The organism is Qipengyuania sp. S6317L1 (assembly GCF_023015615.1).
GTDB lineage: Bacteria > Pseudomonadota > Alphaproteobacteria > Sphingomonadales > Sphingomonadaceae > Erythrobacter.
Genome location: NZ_JALKAJ010000004.1, coordinates 146,950 through 163,045 on the forward strand (window position 1 = coordinate 146,950; position 16,096 = coordinate 163,045).

The following is a 16,096-nucleotide window of genomic DNA, read 5'->3' on the forward strand; positions in this document are numbered from 1 at the left end:
CCCCTAACCGGGCGACCTCGTATAGTGTGAGACAAGCCTGCCGAGCCCAACGGAGTTGGAGCCTTTGACCAGCACAGTGTCGCCATGCGTCAGGCCAAATGCTTCCAGCGCCTCAATCGCTTCGGCGGGGGTGTCGCATTGGTCGAAAGTGGGCTTGAAGCCAAGCGAATTTGCAGCAGAGCGGGCGAGTTCTCCAGCGAGCGCCCGCATCTCCTCACCTACGAGGATCGCATGGTCGATACCCTCTTGGGCCAGCGGCTGCGCCAGTTGGCGATGGAAATCGGGCCCGAAATCACCCAACTCCTTCATCGAACCAAGCACTGCGACGCGCCTGAGCGCAGGGGTCGCGCCAAGCGCCTTCAAGGTCGCGCGCATCGAAGCGGGATTGGCGTTGTAGCTTTCATCAATGAGCAGAGCCGTGCCTCCGGGGACATCGATGTTGTGTCTTGCGCCGCGCCCCTTGAGCCCGCCCATCTCGGCGAGGGCCAAGCCTGCTGCGCCAAGATCACCGCCCGCCGCGCGCACCGCTGCGATCACGCCTAGTGAGTTGGCGATCCAGTGTTCGCCGGGTTCTGCGACGGTGAAGCACACCCTTGCGCTACCCTCACCTGAGCCAAGCTGCGCTGTGACCATTGAGCCGCCATTGTCGCTTGGTATTGCGTCGAGCAGTCGTACATCGGCATCTTCGCGGCGACCGAAGGTTACAATCTTAACGCCCATGGCTTGCGCGTTGGCAATCATGCGCGGGGCTAGATCACTGTCCGCCGGAATGATTGCCGTGCCACCGGGCATCAGCCCTGTAAAAATCTGGCTCTTTTCATCGGCAATGGCTTCCAACGAACCCAAATTCTCGATGTGAGCGGGCGCAATCGTGGTGATTAGCGCGACGTGCGGCCGCACATGAGCCGACAGAGGCGCGATTTCGCCCTCATGGTTCATGCCCATCTCGAACACGCCATACTTTGCACGTGCAGGCAGCCGGGCGAGGCTCAAAGGCACGCCGACATGATTGTTGTAGCTGCGCACTGAACGGTGCGCCGCGCCGCGGCTGGAACGGTCAAGCGAGGCAAAGATAGCCTCTTTAACACCGGTTTTGCCAACCGACCCCGTCACACCGATACGCACGGCATTGCCGCGATCACGCGCAGCGCGGGCCAGCGCGTGTAGCGCGTTGGTGGTGTCTTCAACGAGCACATGCGGGAAATCCACCGGCCGATCGACAATCGCCGCGACAGCGCCTTTAGCAAAGGCTGCGGGCAAGAATTTGTGCCCGTCCATAGCCTCGCCCTTGAGCGCCACGAACACATCGCCCGGGCGACAATCGCGGCTGTCCATTTCGATGCCCGACGCCTGGAACTGGTGCGTGGCTTTGCCGCCTGTCGCCGCCTCGATTGCGGCTGCGTCCCAAAGCGCAAGTGGCAGAGCATCGCGCGGTTCAGCGGGCCATTGGCGTAAAAGTGCATGGGGTGTGCTCATTGGGCAACCTCGTGCGCCGCGCACTCGCGCGCCACTTCCACGTCGTCAAACGGCAGTATCTGCATTTTGTCTCCAGACCCGATTATCTGTCCTTGCTCATGACCTTTTCCGGCGATGAGAATGATGTCGTTTGCCCCTGCTTCGCGGATGGCGGCGAGGATGGCTTCGCGCCGACCTGCTACCTCACGCACATGGGCCTGTTGGCCAGCGCCCTCAAGCACCGCGCGGCGGATATCCGCAGGCTCTTCGCCGCGTGGGTTGTCATCAGTGACAATCACCACATCGGCAGATTTTGCCGCCACCTCGCCCATAGGGCCGCGCTTGCCCGTATCCCGGTCCCCACCAGCGCCGAATACCACGATCAGGCGCCCGTCTGCCCCCACATGAGGGCGCAAAGCCGCAATGGCTGCTTCAAGTGCGTCGGGCGTATGCGCGTAGTCGATGTAAGCTGGCGCACCGGTTGCGGTGATGCACGCGCGCTCCAAGCGGCCGCGCACCGGTTGAAGGCGTGATACCGCGTCAAAAACCTGCGAAACCTTCGCCCCGCTCACGATGGCGAGGCCGGCCGAAACAAGCGCATTGGCGACCTGATACGCGCCGATCAGCGGGAGTTTGAATGTGCGGACTTCGCCACTGTGCTCGACCTTGAGAACTTGGCCAAGCTGGGTCGCCTCGCGCGATAGAAGGCGGGTGTGCTCGCCCTTATCGCCTACCGTAAAGACTTTCAGACCACGTTTTTTCGCGATCTGCGTTGCGTTTTGGGTCCACTCGCTGTCGTCCGCACCGTGCCAGATTACCGCATGGCCGTCCTCTTCGACGACTTCGGTGAAAAGCCGCATCTTGGCGGCAAAATACTCTTCCATCGTGCCGTGATAGTCGAGATGATCGCGGCTGAGATTGGTGAAGGCCCCTGCTTTTACGCGCAATCCTTCATTACGAAACTGCCAGAGGCCATGGCTGGATGCTTCGTAAGCGACATGCGTCACGCCTTCGCGTGCGAGGCCGCTCATATTGCTCAGAAAAGTGACGATATCGGGCGTGGTGAGCCCGGTGGAGACGCTGCCATCGGGCGTCGTCACGCCAAGCGTTCCGATGCTTGCCGCGCGCTCGCCGCACATGCGCCAGATCTGGCGCGTCATTTCCGAGACGCTGGTCTTCCCGTTGGTGCCGGTGACCGCGACCACCGTTTCAGGGATAGGCGTGAAGAATGTCGCGGCGGCGTGGGCGAAGGTTTGGCGCGGCTCATCGCTGACAATATGAATTGCGCCTTCCACCGCTGCTTCGCCCGATGCGATCACCGCGATGGCACCCGCCTCGATTGCAGCAGGGATAAAGTCCTCGGCATTGAACTTCGCGCCGCGAAACGCGCCGAACACAGTGCCAGGAGCCACTTTGCGATGGTCAATTGCAAAACCAGTGACGGCGGCATCTTCGATGCCGCCAGTCTCGCGTCCCAATTGTTCCAGGAGTTGCTTGAGCTTCACCGGCGGCCCTCCACCAGATAGCGCAGGTCTGAAATATCGACGTCGCGGTTGGCATCGGGTCTGACGCCCAGCATCGGGCCGATCCGCGGCACCAGCTCCTTGACGATAGGGGCTGCGTTAAACGCAGCGGTACGCTGTGCACTCGCAGCCATTGTGCCGCGTGGTTCATCAAGAAGCGTCACCACCACAAAGCGCGGGCGGTCCATCGGAAAAGCGGCCGCGAAGGTCGTGATGAGCGACGTCTGGCGATAGCCTCCGCGCCCTGCTTTTTCCGCAGATCCTGTCTTCCCGCCTACTCGGTAACCCGGTGCATCGGCACTGCGGCCTGTCCCGTAGAGCGCGATCATCCGCAAAAGCTGACGCATACGCGATGACGTGGAGGCCTTGAACACACGCTTACCCTTGGGGGCAGCGCCCGGCTCAATCTTGCGCAAGGTGGCAGGGCGCCAGATTCCGCCATTGACCATCGCAGCATAGGCGTTGGCAAGGTGCAACGGCGTCACCGCGATCCCGTGGCCATAACTCACCGTCATATTGGTGATGCGTGACCATTTGCCATTCGGCAATTCCTCGGGCCAAAGCGGCATGGAACGCTCTTGCAGATCAATTGTCGGGCGCCCGTCCATCTGGAGGTCCTTCATAACCTGCCGCAACTTTTCTTCGCCCAACTCATCCGCAACCCGCGCCGTCACGGTATTTGACGAGACCACGAGGCTTTTCGGCACATTGAGCGACGTGCCATACGGCTTCAGATCACGGATCTTGCGCCCGGCAATCTCGACATCAGTGGCATTCCACTGCTTGCCCATATTGCGCACAACGCCAGCATCAATGGCAGCAGCGACGGTGATTGGCTTGAAGGTGGAGCCGAGTTCATAAACGCGGTTGCTCACACGGTTCGCAATATTGGCCGAGGCGTGGGCATCGGAAAGATTGGGGTCAAACGCTGGCAACGATGCCATCGCCAGGACTTCGCCCGTATCAACGTCAAGCACGATGCCCGCTGCGCCCTTCGCATCGGTTGCGAGCATGCCCTTGCCAAGCTCATCCTCGAGCGCGCCCTGAACGCGCAGGTCAATCGAAAGCGGGACCGGCTCACCGCGTAGTTCGCGGCTGGCAAGCTGTTCGTCGAGGACCTGCTCCATGCCGAAGGCGCCCTCGTTTCGACCTTCTTCGTTTTCGCGAACATAGCCGAGCACGTGCGCCCCCAGCGCGCCTTGCGGATAGTGGCGGTCAAATTCGCGCGGCACTTCCAAGGCGATTTCGCCAAGCCCAAGCACCTTGTTGGCATCTTCTGGCAGGATGCGGCGAAGGAGATATCCGCCGCGCTCTGATTTGAGAATGCGCATGGTGCGAGCAGCATCCATGTCAGGGAAGATCGTCTTCAATTGCGCAGTGACCGATGCAGGGTCCTGCACCAGCGGCGCTCCATCATCGCCCATTGCCTTGGGATTGAACCAGAGCGCGTAGGCAGGAAAATTGCGCGCGAGCGGCGTGCCGTTGCGGTCGGTGATTTCACCGCGCGGAGGCAAAAGCGCTTCGCTCAGGCTCGGCTGGCTGGGGGCGGACCCGACAAATCCGAGATAGCCAACCCGCACGAGCGCGATCACCGCGACAAGCGCAAAGCAGCCCAGCAAAAGGAGGAGGCGCGAACGGGCGGTAACCAGATATTCTGCGCGTTGACGAGCCGACTGAACGCGGCCCGCAGGCTTTGCAGTTTGCGGCTCGACGAGCGGCTGCGTTTCAACGCCTGTTCCCGTGAGGCTGCCGAGCCCTCCTTGAAGGGCCAGCGTGTTCATTGTCCAGCCCCGGCAAATGCGACGGCCGGCGCGGACGAAGCGGAGCCTTCGGGATTTTGCGCGTTGGCAGGCCGAATGGGCGATGCGTCGGTCAGGAACTCACCAAAGGCATCGGCAAACAAGGCGCCTGCATCCTCGCTCGCTCCAACTGAGGCCAGCGTGACCGGCGCGCCGGTGATGGGCGAGACCATATCGTTGGCACTCATATCTGCCGCCGACAATTCGGCGCGTGCGACGCGAATGGGGCTTGGCGCGTTGGGCCCTTCTGACTGGCCGAGCGAGGCAAGCTGGCGATTGCTATCGAGGTACTGGTCAGCGCGCGGCGCTTTATAGCCGAGCTCAATCGTATTCCATTCCGCCAACTGGCGTTGGCTCGCGCGTGTCTGGAACTCGGTCTCAAGCATCAGAACCTGCCGCTCGAGCGAGACGATCTCGCGCTCTGCAAGCAGCACTTCGCTCTTCACGGTCTGAACCTGGAAGCTCAGGATCGCGAACAGCGCAACACACGCGAGAAGCACCGCCACCCAGCCGATCTGGCGAACTCGTGAACCATTAGGGATCATAGGGCTGCTCCTTCGTGTGAGGGGGCTGAGGTGCGGATGGCGTGTCGGAGTGTGGAGGAGCGGGCGCGGGGGTTGCGCTCTATCTCGGCTGCGCTGGGGCGGATGGCTTTGGACACCCCTGCGAAAGTAGGCGGGGGTCCGGGGATTTCGCCGGGGAGATGGCGCGAGACGGCCTTGCCTGCGCCGCTCGCCTCCTTGAAGAAACGTTTGACCACGCGATCCTCAAGGCTGTGAAAGCTCACCACCGCGAGCACTCCACCCTCTTTAAGAAGCATTTCGGCGGCTTTGAGCCCCGCGCGAAGCTCGCCAAGTTCATCGTTCACATGAATGCGCACCGCCTGGAAGGAGCGGGTGGCGGGATCTTTCTTGTCGTGCGGCTTGTGGCCCAGAGCGCGGCGCACCACGCGGGCAAAATCGCCTGTCGTCTCAAGCGGACGCGCCGCCACGATCGCGCGCGCGACCCGGCGCGACTGGCGCTCTTCGCCGTAATGGTAAAGCACATCGGCAATCGCGCCTTCGTCGGCGGTGTTCAGGAAGTCGGCAGCGCTTTCGCCGGTCTGGCTCATGCGCATGTCGAGCGGGCCGTCCGACTGGAATGAGAAGCCACGCCCCTCCTGATCGAGTTGCATCGAGGAAACGCCGATATCCATGACGACCGCGTCCACTTGCGGCACACCGATACGCTCCATCTCCTCACGCATTTGTGAAAAGCGTTGCTGATGCAGCGAAAGCTCGCCCGCAAATTCGGCCACCATCGCCTGTCCGTCACGGATGGCGTTGGGATCGCGATCAAAGCCGAAGACGCGCGCTCCCTTTTTCAGGAGCGCCCGCGAATAGCCGCCCGCACCGAAGGTTGCGTCGATGATGGTCATGCCAGGCACAGGGTTCAGACCGGCGACCACCTCATCAAGGAGGACGGGGATATGCGGCGCGTTCATTTCTTGGACGCCTTCGCTTCAGCCTTAGCCATCTGCGATTTGCACGAGGCCTTGGCTGCGCGGAAATCATTGCCCATCTGCTCGAGCTCTTCCGGCTTCCACACCATGAAAAACTTACCGCTTCCGTGGAAATAGAGGCCATCGCCCGCCAGATCGAGATCGCGGAAGGTTTCGGGCATCACAAAGCGGCCACTGTCGTCAAAAGGCACCTGCTCGAAACCATAAAGCTGGGCTGCGCGCGCGTCGGGATCAAAATCCTCGCCACGGCGGATTGCGCGCTCTTCCTCTTTCTCGATCTGATCGTCGAAACCGTCAGTGTGAGAAAGGCCAAATCCGATGAGACAGTTGTAGCGGTCGTGGACGGCAAGACACAGGGTCTTCGATCCGCCCGAGCTTTCTTTCACGACCTTGCGGAAAGCAGGCGGCAGGACATAGCGGCCCTTATCGCCCGAAAGCGAATAGGCTTGACCATTATATCTGTGTGCCCCTGACACGCCCAATACCCACTCCATAAAACGTGAAGAGGACCACCCAGCCTCCTTCACGCATCCCGTCACGCCTGCTGTCACGCAGCGCCACACAAACGAGCCAATCAGTCACGACTTGTCCGTCACCACCCTCGCAGCCAAGCGGGGGCAGCGTGTCGACTGAGATCAGCGACACGGGACAATTCGGCTTGTTTGATGGAACCTAGACATATCGGGGATGCCCCGAAGTTTCTAGGGTTTTGTAGGGATTTCACGGGATTATATGGTAAACTACTGTTTAATAGCTATTTTTATCGCTCCAAAACCGTTCAATATCAAACCCAAGTAGGGGTGTTTCCCGTGGTTTCCCCGGAAAAAGGCGGGAGATTCGGCGCGACTCCCGCCAATTCCCCAATGGATTCCCGATGGGAGGGTCAACCAGCGCCGCATTTCCCGTAATATCCCCACAAAGCGGATCGAGCCAGCCAGCTTGTAAAATTTCAGAAGGTTCAAGAGGCTAGCGACACTGCTTGGCCCGCTTTCGAAGGTGCCGCGAAGGTCCGGCTTAAGGGTTGGGTGTGTTCTCAGGCGCGGATGCCCCTGCCCCATCCATCGCACTATCCGGCAAATCTTCAACCACGCTGGCCCCTTGCGCCTCATCCGGAGCTTCGACCGGCAGGGGAACGATCCCTGCATCGGCCAACGGGTCGCGCTGTGTGGCGGCCTCGGTCGGCTCGGTAGTAGGCGCGGCTTGGGGAACGGAGCTTTCCTGCGTCAGATCGGCCTGATTGCCGATGATCGTCGCAAGCCCAATGAGCAACACCATCGAGCCAAGCCCGAACAGACCGATTTGCAGGCGCTGGTTGCTTTCGGCCTTGGTTCCGCCAGCAAGCGGCTGCCCGATGCGCAGCGCACTTCTGCCCACGGCACGAGATGCCTCATCGACCTTTTTCTGAAATCGTCCGCTAGCCATGAGGCAAGAGTAGCGTGCGGGCCACCGTGTGTCGATTGCCCTTATGAGCGATCAGACGCGACCATGGCACACACGGACCAATCTTTTCTTCAGGCCGCAGTGGATTGTTCAAGCCAATCAAACACCGGCAAGCCTTTTTGCTTGAGCCAATCTGCGTTGTAGAGCGTCGAAAGATAGCGAAAGCCCGTGTCGCACAAGATGGTGGCCACCTGCGGATTTGCCTGCCCCTCGGCCACCAATTGCTTGCCCAGCGCTATGGCGCCCGCAACATTGATGCCCGACGAAAGCCCGAGGCACAGCCCCTCTTCGCGAAGGAGTTGCTCGACCCACTTCAGCCCCTCTTCGTCAGAGATGCGAAACTGCGTGTCGATCGGCGCGCCTTCAAGGTTGGCGGTGATCCGCCCTTGCCCGATCCCCTCGGCAACGCTTGACCCTTCCGACTTGAGCTCTCCCGTCGCGAAATAGCTGTAAAGCGCCGCGCCATGCGGATCGGTCAGCGCGATGCGGATGTCCGGATTTCTTTCTTTCAGCCCCATGCCGACGCCCGCAATCGTCCCGCCTGTGCCCGCTGCGCAGGTGAAGCCCGTGATTGCGCCGCCCGTCTGCTCCCACAGCTCAGGCGCAGTGCCTTCGATATGGGCGCGGCGGTTGGCGACATTATCGAACTGCCCCGCCCAGATCGCGCCGTCAGTTTCTTCTGCCATGCGGCGCGATACGTGCTGGAAATGGTTCGGGTCAGCGTACTTGGTCGGTGGGACAAGGACAAGTTGCGCGCCCAAGGCCCGCAGCGTGTCCATTTTTTCCTTCGACTGATTATCCGGCATGACGATAACCGTCTTGTAGCCCAGCGCATTGGCAACAAGCGCAATGCCGATCCCAGTATTGCCAGCCGTCCCTTCGATCACCGTGCCGCCGGGTTTCAAATCTCCGCGCGCCTCGGCATCGCGGATCATGAAAAGCGCGGCGCGATCTTTGACCGATGAGCCAGGGTTGGCAAATTCGCACTTGCCCCAAATATCGCAGCCCGCCTCCTTGCTGGCGCCTTCAAGGCGAACGAGAGGCGTGTTGCCAATCAGGGCGAGCGTGTCGCCGAAAGGTTTGGTTATGTTCATGGCGCCTGAAATAGTCGCTTGGCCCCTCGGCCTCAACCAACCTTAATCTTCAGGCGCAATAGTAACTTTAAGCCCGTCAAGCTCGCCGGTGACCGGGATCTGACACGAAAGACGCGAATTTTCCTTCCGGTGATCCGAGCTTTCCAGAAGGTCGTCTTCGTCTTCACTCATCTCGGGCAGGTCGCCGCCTTCGATATAGCAGTGGCAGGTCGCACACGAACAACAACCACCGCACAGCGCCAGAAGTTCATCAAAACCGTTGTCACGCACCGCTTCCATTACGGTGATGCCTTCGTCGACAGTGATTTCGCTGGTTTCGCCGTCGCGGCTGGTGACGATAAGCTTGGGCATGGGCTGGTTGTCCTCGTTATGACTTTGAGCGCAAGAGAGCACTCTTGGGTTTTGCGCGCAATCAGCTAGGTGTTTCGGCCAAGGTTGGCAAGACGGAGGTGGCCTCGCGTGGGTTTAACGGCGGAAATTTTGCAGATGGATCTGGATGCCGTGGCGCAGCGTGACGCGCGCGTTGGCGAAGAATTGGCACGCATCGGCTATCCCGAACCACGTATCCGCGACCGCGGCTATAAAACCATGCTGCGCACCATCGTTGGCCAGCAAGTGTCCGTCGCGGCAGCGGCATCGATGTGGAGCAAGCTTGAGGCGGAACTCGGAGACGACTTCACCACCTCCTGTTTGTTGAAGCGCGATTTCGATACCCTGCGCGCCTGCGGATTGTCGCGCCAGAAACAGGGATATGCGCGCAGCCTTTGCGAGTTGGTCGAAGCGGGCGAAGTGGACTTCGACGCACTTCCGGAAGGCGATGAAGAGGCGATTGCCGAGCTTACTCAGATCAAAGGGATCGGGCGCTGGTCGGCAGAGATCTATCTGATGTTCGCAGAAGGGCGGCGTGATATCTGGCCTGCGGGCGATCTGGCCGTGCAAGAGGGCGTGAAGCGGCTTTTGGACCTCAACGAGCGGCCCAAGGAAAAGGAATGCCGGGAGTTAGGCGACCAATGGTCTCCTCAACGTTCGAGCCTCGCGCTCTTTACATGGCACTATTATGCCAACCCGGCGCTTTGATCTTGGATGCAGTTATGAACGTGAAATACAAAACCGTCCTCACCGCGGCGGCGGCACTCGCCCTTATAGGCGCGGCACCACCACCCTCGTACGATCCTTCACCTGGGCCGGACACACCGTCCGTTCCTGAGCTTTCCTTCTTCGAGCGCGCAGAACTGCCTCAAGCCGAGATGCTGAATGAGGACGAGTATGGCGAGAAGCTTATTGATAGTTATCCGATGGAAACCATTCATCTGGACGTTGAGTGTGAGATCACAATCAGCGTGCTGGTCACGCCCGAAGGCCGCGCAACGGCGTGCCAGATAAGGCGCTCCAGCGGCAATTTTGTGCTGGATCAATGGGCCTGTCGCGGCGCCGAACGCTATGCCCGGTTTGCTCATGCTCAAGACAAACGCGGTAAGCCGGTATGGCGCCAATGGACCGACAAAGTCGCTGTCTCGACAAGCAGCGCAGACGCTGCTCCGGTCAAAGAAGACAATTGACGCCGACAAACCGCGTTCGCGCCCCGATCAATCACCCTTGCGGCCTGCTGTCACAAGTGTAGTAATAGCACAATACACCTATTGCCTATGCGCTTGAAACAGAGAGGAGTGCCAACCATGTCTGCATTCACAAACAACGCCTCAAAAGCCTTAGGGCTGCTCGCCACAACGGCGGCGGCTGCCCTGCTCACTATTCCGGCGCTTGCAACCGCCGATAATCACGCCTCACACGGAGCCCACATGACGACAACCGCTGAAGCTTTTCCTCTGATCCCGCGCGATGCCCTGTTTGGCAATCCAACCCGCGCCGGCGGCCAGATCAGCCCCGATGGCTCGATGCTCAGCTGGCTTGCTCCCAAAGATGGCGTGCTGAACGTTTGGGTGGCGCCACGTGACAATCCGGACGCGGGCAAGGTCATCACAAGTTCAACCGACCGCCCGATCCGCCAGTATTTCTGGGCGCCCGACGGCAAAAGCATCATGTACGTGCAGGACAAGGGCGGGGACGAGAATTTCCTGCTCTACCAAATCGATCTGGACACCCTCGAAGAGAAGACCCTCACCCCGTTTGAAAACACCCGTATTCAGGTCGTAGGCACATCTGAAACGATCAAGGACAAGGTCCTCGTCGGCGTCAACAACCGCAACCCTCAATTCCATGATGTCCATTTGCTCGATTTCACTACGGGCGAACTGACACTGGTTTATGAAAACAACGGCTATGCGGGCTTCATGGCCGATGACACGCTGACGCTGCGAATGGCGATGCGCCAGAATGCGGAAGGCGGCACCGACTATTTCAGCATTACAGACAATGTGGTCGCCGATGAGCCGTTCGAGACGACGGCAATGGAAGATTCGCTGACCACCAATCCGGCCGGCTACACGACCGATGGCTCGATCCTTTACTGGCTCGACAGTCGTGGCCGCAACACCGCCGCGCTTTATGCCCAAGATACCGCGACCGGTGAAAAAACCCTGATTGCCCAAGACGACAAAGCCGACCTTGGCGGCACAATCCGCGATCCCAAGACCGGCGTGGTTGAGGCTTATTCGGTGAACTATCTGCGCAATGAATGGACCGCGCTTGACGAAGAATTGGGTGCATCGCTCGAATGGCTCGATGAAAAGCTCGAAGGCGACTTTGGCATCTCCAGCCGCACCGATGATGATCGCACCTGGATCGTGTGGAACGATCCCATGACCGCATCGACCGCGACATACATCTATGACCGCGATGCTGAGACGCTCACCCCGTTCTACACCACAAGGCCAGAGCTTGAAGGGATGCCCTTGCAACCGATGCACCCGGTTGAAATCACCAGCCGCGACGGGCTCACCCTGCCTTCTTACCTGACGCTCCCGGCAGGTTCGGACAGCGATAACGATGGACGGCCCGATGAAGCTGTGCCGATGGTCCTCCTCGTTCATGGCGGCCCTTGGGCGCGCGATACTTACGGGTTCAACCCCTACCACCAAATGCTCGCCAACCGCGGCTATGCGGTGCTGTCTGTGAACTTCCGCGGTTCAACCGGCTTTGGCAAAGACTTCCTCAACGCAGGCAATCTTGAGTGGGGTCTGAAGATGCACGATGACCTGATCGACGCGGTTGATTGGGCCATCGGCGAAGGTATCGCGCTTGAAGACAAGACGGCGATCATGGGCGGTTCATATGGCGGCTATGCGACGCTGGCTGGCCTGACCTTTACGCCCGACAAATTTGCATGCGGTGTCGATATTGTTGGCCCGTCGAACCTCGAAACGCTGCTTGAAACCATCCCTCCTTACTGGGCGCCGGTGGTCAAATTGTTCCACTCCCGTATGGGCGACCCGAACACCGAAGAGGGTCTCGCGCTGCTCAAGGCGGCAAGCCCGCTGTACAAAGCCGACAGCATCATCAAGCCGCTGCTCATCGCACAGGGTGCAAACGATCCGCGCGTTAAGCAAGCCGAAAGCGACCAGATCGTCGGAGCGATGAAAGAGGCGGGAATTCCTGTCACCTATGTTCTTTACCCCGATGAAGGCCACGGCTTTGCCAAGCCTACAAATTCGATTTCATTTGTCGGCATTACCGAGAATTTCCTCTCCGAATGTATCGGCGGACGCTCTGAGGAACTGGGCGATGTGCTCGCCCCATCGACCGCCGAAATCGTCGAAGGCGCAAGCCACGTAAACGGCCTTGAAGAGGCAATTGGCGAGTAAGCTTGCGCCGCAAAGAACCTCACCCATCAACAATGGGCTGACAAACCAATCGCCCGGGGCTACGTCTCGGGCGATTTTCGTTGGGAGAGAGAAACACAATGACTTCGGGATCAACAGCGGGATCAGCAGCGGGATCAACAGCGGGATCACACCAGCGCCGCCACATCTTCATTACCGGCGGCGCATCCGGGATTGGCCGCGCCGTGGCGCAATATTTCGGTGATCGCGGATGGTTCGTCAGCATCGCCGACGTAAACGATCAGGGTATGGAAGACACGCTCGGTCTGATCGAAGGGGGCTTTAAATACAGCCACAAGCTCGACGTGCGCGACCGCGATGCGTGGGACGTCGCCCTCCAATCCGCTGCGACCGCTGCCGGGGGCCGGATTGACGTCATGTTCAACAATGCCGGAATTGGCACCGGCGGCGCTCTGGCTGATCTTGAGAAGGAAGAGATTGACGCCTGCCTCGACATCAATTTGCGCGGCGTACTCTACGGGGCACAGGCTGCCTATCCCTATCTGAAAGCGTCTGCCCCCGGCTCTGCTCTCGTCAATACGGCGAGCGCTGCTGGCATCACCGGTGGCTCTGGGATGAGCGTTTATTCCGCGACCAAATTCGCCGTGCGCAGCATTGCGGAAAGTCTGGACGCAGAATGGGCCGCTGACGGGATCAAGGTTTCCTCAATCTGCCCCAGCTTTATCGAAACACCGCTTTTGGATGGCACCGGTCACAGGGGTGAGAACGAGCAAATCCGTGCCCGCGTGGTTGAAGCGGGTCTTGAGATTACGCCCGTTGCCGAAGTCGCAAAGACCGTGTGGGACGCGGTGCACGGCGATGAGGTGCATTATCTGGTCGGCAAGACCGCCAAGCGGATCAATTTCGTCAAGCGCTGGATGCCTGGTCTGGTGCGCAAGCAACAGCGCAAGGCTGGCGGCCTGATGGGTCGGAATTAAGGCGCGATTTCAGAACAAAACCGCTTGGAGCCGCCTGAAGCTCTTAAATAAGCGCATCAATGGCTCGAGCCATTTTAACATCGCGGATGGAAAGTCCACCGCCGTTCGTGCCCGCATCGTGGGTGGTCAGCGTAATTTCGACCTTGGCATAGACGTTGAACCATTCGGGATGATGGTCGTGGCCGTCGGCAAGCAGCGCCACGCGGCTCATGAAACCCCACGCCTCGCTGAAGTCGGCATGCTGGAAAGTGCGCGTGATCGCTTTGCCCTCGCGCGCCAACTCCCATTCCGGATGGTCGGCCAAAAGCTGTTTGGTTTCTTCTTCGGTGAGTTCGGGGACTTGCGCCATGGTGAGGAGACCCTTTTGTGATAAGCGGTAGGTAGTAGTGCGCGTGATCGTGTCACGGAAGTTGTGAGTGGCAACGCTTTTGCCTAACGAGTGTTCCGATGCAAGCGCAACAACCCTCGTCCACGGCCCGTTCCTTGGCAGCCTCCTCGCTAGCCTGCCGCCGCGGCGACAGGCTCCTGTTCCGCAAGCTGAGTTTCACTGTCAAAGCGGGCGAGGCACTGCATATCACTGGCGCGAATGGGACCGGAAAGACGACCTTGATGCGCACGCTGGCTGGCCTGACGACGCCCTACGCAGGCGAGGTTCAGCGGGAGGGCGAGCTAGGCCTTCTGGATGAGCGCCCTGCCCTCGACCTCGACCAACCGCTTGGCAAGGCGCTCGGATTCTGGGCGAGGATTGACGCTTGTGCTGACCCGTCTGGGGCATTCAGTGCACTAGGTCTGCGAGGGCTCCTGGAAGTGCCTGTGCGCTATCTCTCAACCGGGCAGAGAAAGCGCGCTGGCCTTGCTGCCCTGCTCTCCCGCAACGTGCCCATCTGGCTTTTGGATGAGCCGTTGTCGGGCCTCGATGTGGCAGCGATCGAAACGGTGACGCGGTTGATTGAATTGCACGTGCAGGAGGGCGGCATTGCCCTCATCGCCTCGCACCAGCGGCTCGATATCGAAGGCTTGCAGACTTTGGAACTGGGCGACTTCGCCCCTGCGGCTCAAGAGGAAGAGGCGTTTTGATCACCGCACTCCTGAAGCGCGACTTGGCGAAATTCTTTCCCTTCGCAGGCGGAGGAGCGAGCCTGCCTGTCATGTTCTTTATCGCGGTCGCCATGCTCTACCCATTCGCGGTGGGGCCGGACGTCAATATCCTGTCGCGCACCGGCGGCGGTGTTGTGTGGATTGCGGCGCTGCTCGCCGCGATCTTGCCGCTGGAGAAACTCGTCGCGCAGGACATTGAGCTTGGCTTCTTCGACCAACTGCGCCTTCGCGGGCTGACCGAAGAGGTGATGATGGCGGTGCGTTTGGTGGCGCACTGGCTGAGTTTTGGCCCGCCTTTGATTTTGGCGACTTTCCCTGCGGCGGCTCTGCTCTCCATCGACGGGCCAACGCTACACCTGCTGCTGCTCGGACTCCTAGCAGGCACACCGGGATTGGCAGCCATAGGCCTAATGATAGCTGCCCTCACCGCCAGTTTGCGCGCAGGCGCGGCACTTTCCGGGTTGCTGTTGGTGCCTCTCGCCCTGCCGATCCTAATCTTCGGCGCAGGCGCACTGGCAAGGCAGGATGGAGCGAGCCTCGGCTTTGTTGCGGCAATTAGTCTGGGACTGGTTGCAATGGCCCCATTCGCCGCAGGTGCTGCAATCAAGGCCTCGCGGGAGGTTTAGTAAGGCGGCTTGTCGCGACCCGTCGGGCTCTTCGTGAAGATCTCGTTCCCGTCTTCGGTAATCGCAATCGAGTGCTCGAACTGCGCTGACAAAGAACGGTCGCGGGTAACGGCTGTCCAGCCATCGCCTAGCACCTTCGCCCAAGGCTTACCGAGGTTGATCATCGGCTCAATGGTAAAGAACATACCCGGCTTCAACTCAGGCCCAGTACCCGCTTTTGCCGCGTGGATGACCTCTGGCGCATCATGGAACAGGCGGCCAAGTCCGTGGCCGCAGAACTCGCGCACCACGCCGTAGCGGAACTGTTTCGCGTGCGCCTCAATCGCTGCGCCAATATCGCCAAGGCGCGCGCCGGGCTGTGCCGCTTCGATGCCGAGCATCAGGCATTCATAGGTCACATCGACCAGCCGCTTGGCCTTCACATTGGGCTCGCCAGCAAAGAACATGCGGCTCGTGTCGCCGTGCCAGCCATCGAGAAGCGGGGTCACATCGACGTTGAGAATATCGCCGTCTTTAAGAACCTTGTCCCCTGGAATACCGTGACAGATCACATGGTTGATCGAAATGCAGCATGAGTGCGCATAGCCGCGATAGCCCAGCGTTGCGGGAACCGCGCCTGCATCCAAAGTCATCTCGCGCACGCGGTCATCGATGCTCGCGGTCGTAATGCCCGGCTCGACCATTGTGGCCACTTCGTCGAGGATGGTGGCAGCAAGGCGCCCTGCCTTGCGCATGCCCTCAAAGCCTTCCTCGGTATGGAGCTTGATCGTGCCGTCACGCGTGACGCTCTCGCGCCCGTCGATGATTTGATATTCAGTCATGGCCCGCAACATAGCGACGGGT

The 16,096-nt window shown here is 60.1% G+C and carries 17 protein-coding genes; 6 read left to right on the forward strand and 11 right to left on the reverse strand.

Translation table 11 applies throughout. From position 1 onward, the window contains the following. Positions 1-3: 3 nt before the first annotated feature. The 9 genes from murF to MWU38_RS09990 all read right to left on the reverse strand — a co-directional run bounded on the left by murF (position 4) and on the right by MWU38_RS09990 (position 9,163). A complete protein-coding gene (gene murF, locus MWU38_RS09950) occupies positions 4-1,476 on the reverse strand; it encodes a UDP-N-acetylmuramoyl-tripeptide--D-alanyl-D-alanine ligase (protein WP_247271658.1) in 1,473 nt (490 codons plus the stop codon). Continuing rightward, a complete protein-coding gene (locus MWU38_RS09955; RefSeq protein ID WP_247271659.1) occupies positions 1,473-2,960 on the reverse strand; it encodes a UDP-N-acetylmuramoyl-L-alanyl-D-glutamate--2,6-diaminopimelate ligase in 1,488 nt (495 codons plus the stop codon). The genes murF and MWU38_RS09955 overlap by 4 nt, the downstream gene beginning before the upstream one ends. Next, a complete protein-coding gene (locus tag MWU38_RS09960) occupies positions 2,957-4,759 on the reverse strand; it encodes a penicillin-binding protein 2 (RefSeq protein ID WP_247271660.1) in 1,803 nt (600 codons plus the stop codon). Before MWU38_RS09960 ends, MWU38_RS09955 begins: the two co-directional genes overlap by 4 nt. Beyond that, positions 4,756-5,322 carry a hypothetical protein gene (locus MWU38_RS09965; protein ID WP_247271661.1) on the reverse strand — a complete coding sequence of 189 codons (567 nt, stop codon included), beginning with the start codon at positions 5,320-5,322 and terminating at the stop codon, positions 4,756-4,758. Before MWU38_RS09965 ends, MWU38_RS09960 begins: the two co-directional genes overlap by 4 nt. Then, positions 5,319-6,260 (reverse strand): 16S rRNA (cytosine(1402)-N(4))-methyltransferase RsmH, encoded by a 942-nt coding sequence (gene rsmH / locus MWU38_RS09970; protein WP_247271662.1) that lies wholly within the window; start codon positions 6,258-6,260, stop codon positions 5,319-5,321. The genes MWU38_RS09965 and rsmH overlap by 4 nt, the downstream gene beginning before the upstream one ends. Then, the gene (locus MWU38_RS09975; RefSeq protein WP_247271663.1) at positions 6,257-6,772 is read right to left on the reverse strand and encodes an MraZ N-terminal domain-containing protein; all 516 of its coding nucleotides are present in this window, start codon (positions 6,770-6,772) and stop codon (positions 6,257-6,259) included. The genes rsmH and MWU38_RS09975 overlap by 4 nt, the downstream gene beginning before the upstream one ends. A 520-nt stretch (positions 6,773-7,292) precedes the next feature. After that, the gene (locus MWU38_RS09980; RefSeq protein ID WP_247271664.1) at positions 7,293-7,700 is read right to left on the reverse strand and encodes a hypothetical protein; all 408 of its coding nucleotides are present in this window, start codon (positions 7,698-7,700) and stop codon (positions 7,293-7,295) included. A gap of 89 nt (positions 7,701-7,789) precedes the next feature. Then, the gene (locus tag MWU38_RS09985) at positions 7,790-8,812 is read right to left on the reverse strand and encodes a cysteine synthase A (RefSeq protein WP_247271665.1); all 1,023 of its coding nucleotides are present in this window, start codon (positions 8,810-8,812) and stop codon (positions 7,790-7,792) included. Between the two features lie 42 nt (positions 8,813-8,854). After that, positions 8,855-9,163: a 2Fe-2S iron-sulfur cluster-binding protein gene (locus tag MWU38_RS09990; protein WP_247271666.1), complete on the reverse strand. Its 309-nt coding sequence runs from the start codon at positions 9,161-9,163 to the stop codon at positions 8,855-8,857. Between the two features lie 108 nt (positions 9,164-9,271). Between MWU38_RS09990 and MWU38_RS09995 the strand changes: the two genes are divergently transcribed. The 4 genes from MWU38_RS09995 to MWU38_RS10010 all read left to right on the forward strand — a co-directional run bounded on the left by MWU38_RS09995 (position 9,272) and on the right by MWU38_RS10010 (position 13,529). Then, entirely contained in the window at positions 9,272-9,889 is a 618-nt protein-coding gene (locus tag MWU38_RS09995) for a DNA-3-methyladenine glycosylase 2 family protein (protein WP_247271667.1), read from the forward strand. Between the two features lie 14 nt (positions 9,890-9,903). Then, entirely contained in the window at positions 9,904-10,371 is a 468-nt protein-coding gene (locus MWU38_RS10000) for a TonB family protein (RefSeq protein ID WP_247271668.1), read from the forward strand. Positions 10,372-10,488: 117 nt separating this feature from the next. Further along, positions 10,489-12,573: a S9 family peptidase gene (locus tag MWU38_RS10005; protein ID WP_348646878.1), complete on the forward strand. Its 2,085-nt coding sequence runs from the start codon at positions 10,489-10,491 to the stop codon at positions 12,571-12,573. A 98-nt stretch (positions 12,574-12,671) separates the two neighbouring features. Further along, positions 12,672-13,529 carry an SDR family oxidoreductase gene (locus MWU38_RS10010; protein ID WP_247271669.1) on the forward strand — a complete coding sequence of 286 codons (858 nt, stop codon included), beginning with the start codon at positions 12,672-12,674 and terminating at the stop codon, positions 13,527-13,529. Between the two features lie 43 nt (positions 13,530-13,572). Here MWU38_RS10010 and MWU38_RS10015 read toward each other — a convergent pair whose 3' ends face one another. After that, entirely contained in the window at positions 13,573-13,878 is a 306-nt protein-coding gene (locus MWU38_RS10015) for a 4a-hydroxytetrahydrobiopterin dehydratase (RefSeq protein WP_247271670.1), read from the reverse strand. A 98-nt stretch (positions 13,879-13,976) separates the two neighbouring features. Here MWU38_RS10015 and ccmA point away from each other — a divergent pair, with 98 nt between their 5' ends. Then, positions 13,977-14,606 (forward strand): heme ABC exporter ATP-binding protein CcmA, encoded by a 630-nt coding sequence (gene ccmA, locus MWU38_RS10020; protein WP_247271671.1) that lies wholly within the window; start codon positions 13,977-13,979, stop codon positions 14,604-14,606. Further along, positions 14,603-15,253, forward strand: a complete 651-nt coding sequence (locus MWU38_RS10025; protein ID WP_247271672.1) for a heme exporter protein CcmB — start codon at positions 14,603-14,605, stop codon at positions 15,251-15,253. The genes ccmA and MWU38_RS10025 overlap by 4 nt, the downstream gene beginning before the upstream one ends. On the opposite strand, the gene map is transcribed toward MWU38_RS10025, so the two are convergent. Beyond that, a complete protein-coding gene (gene map / locus MWU38_RS10030; protein ID WP_247271673.1) occupies positions 15,250-16,074 on the reverse strand; it encodes a type I methionyl aminopeptidase in 825 nt (274 codons plus the stop codon). The two genes, MWU38_RS10025 and map, sit on opposite strands and share 4 nt — an antisense overlap. Between the last annotated feature and the right edge of the window lie 22 nt (positions 16,075-16,096).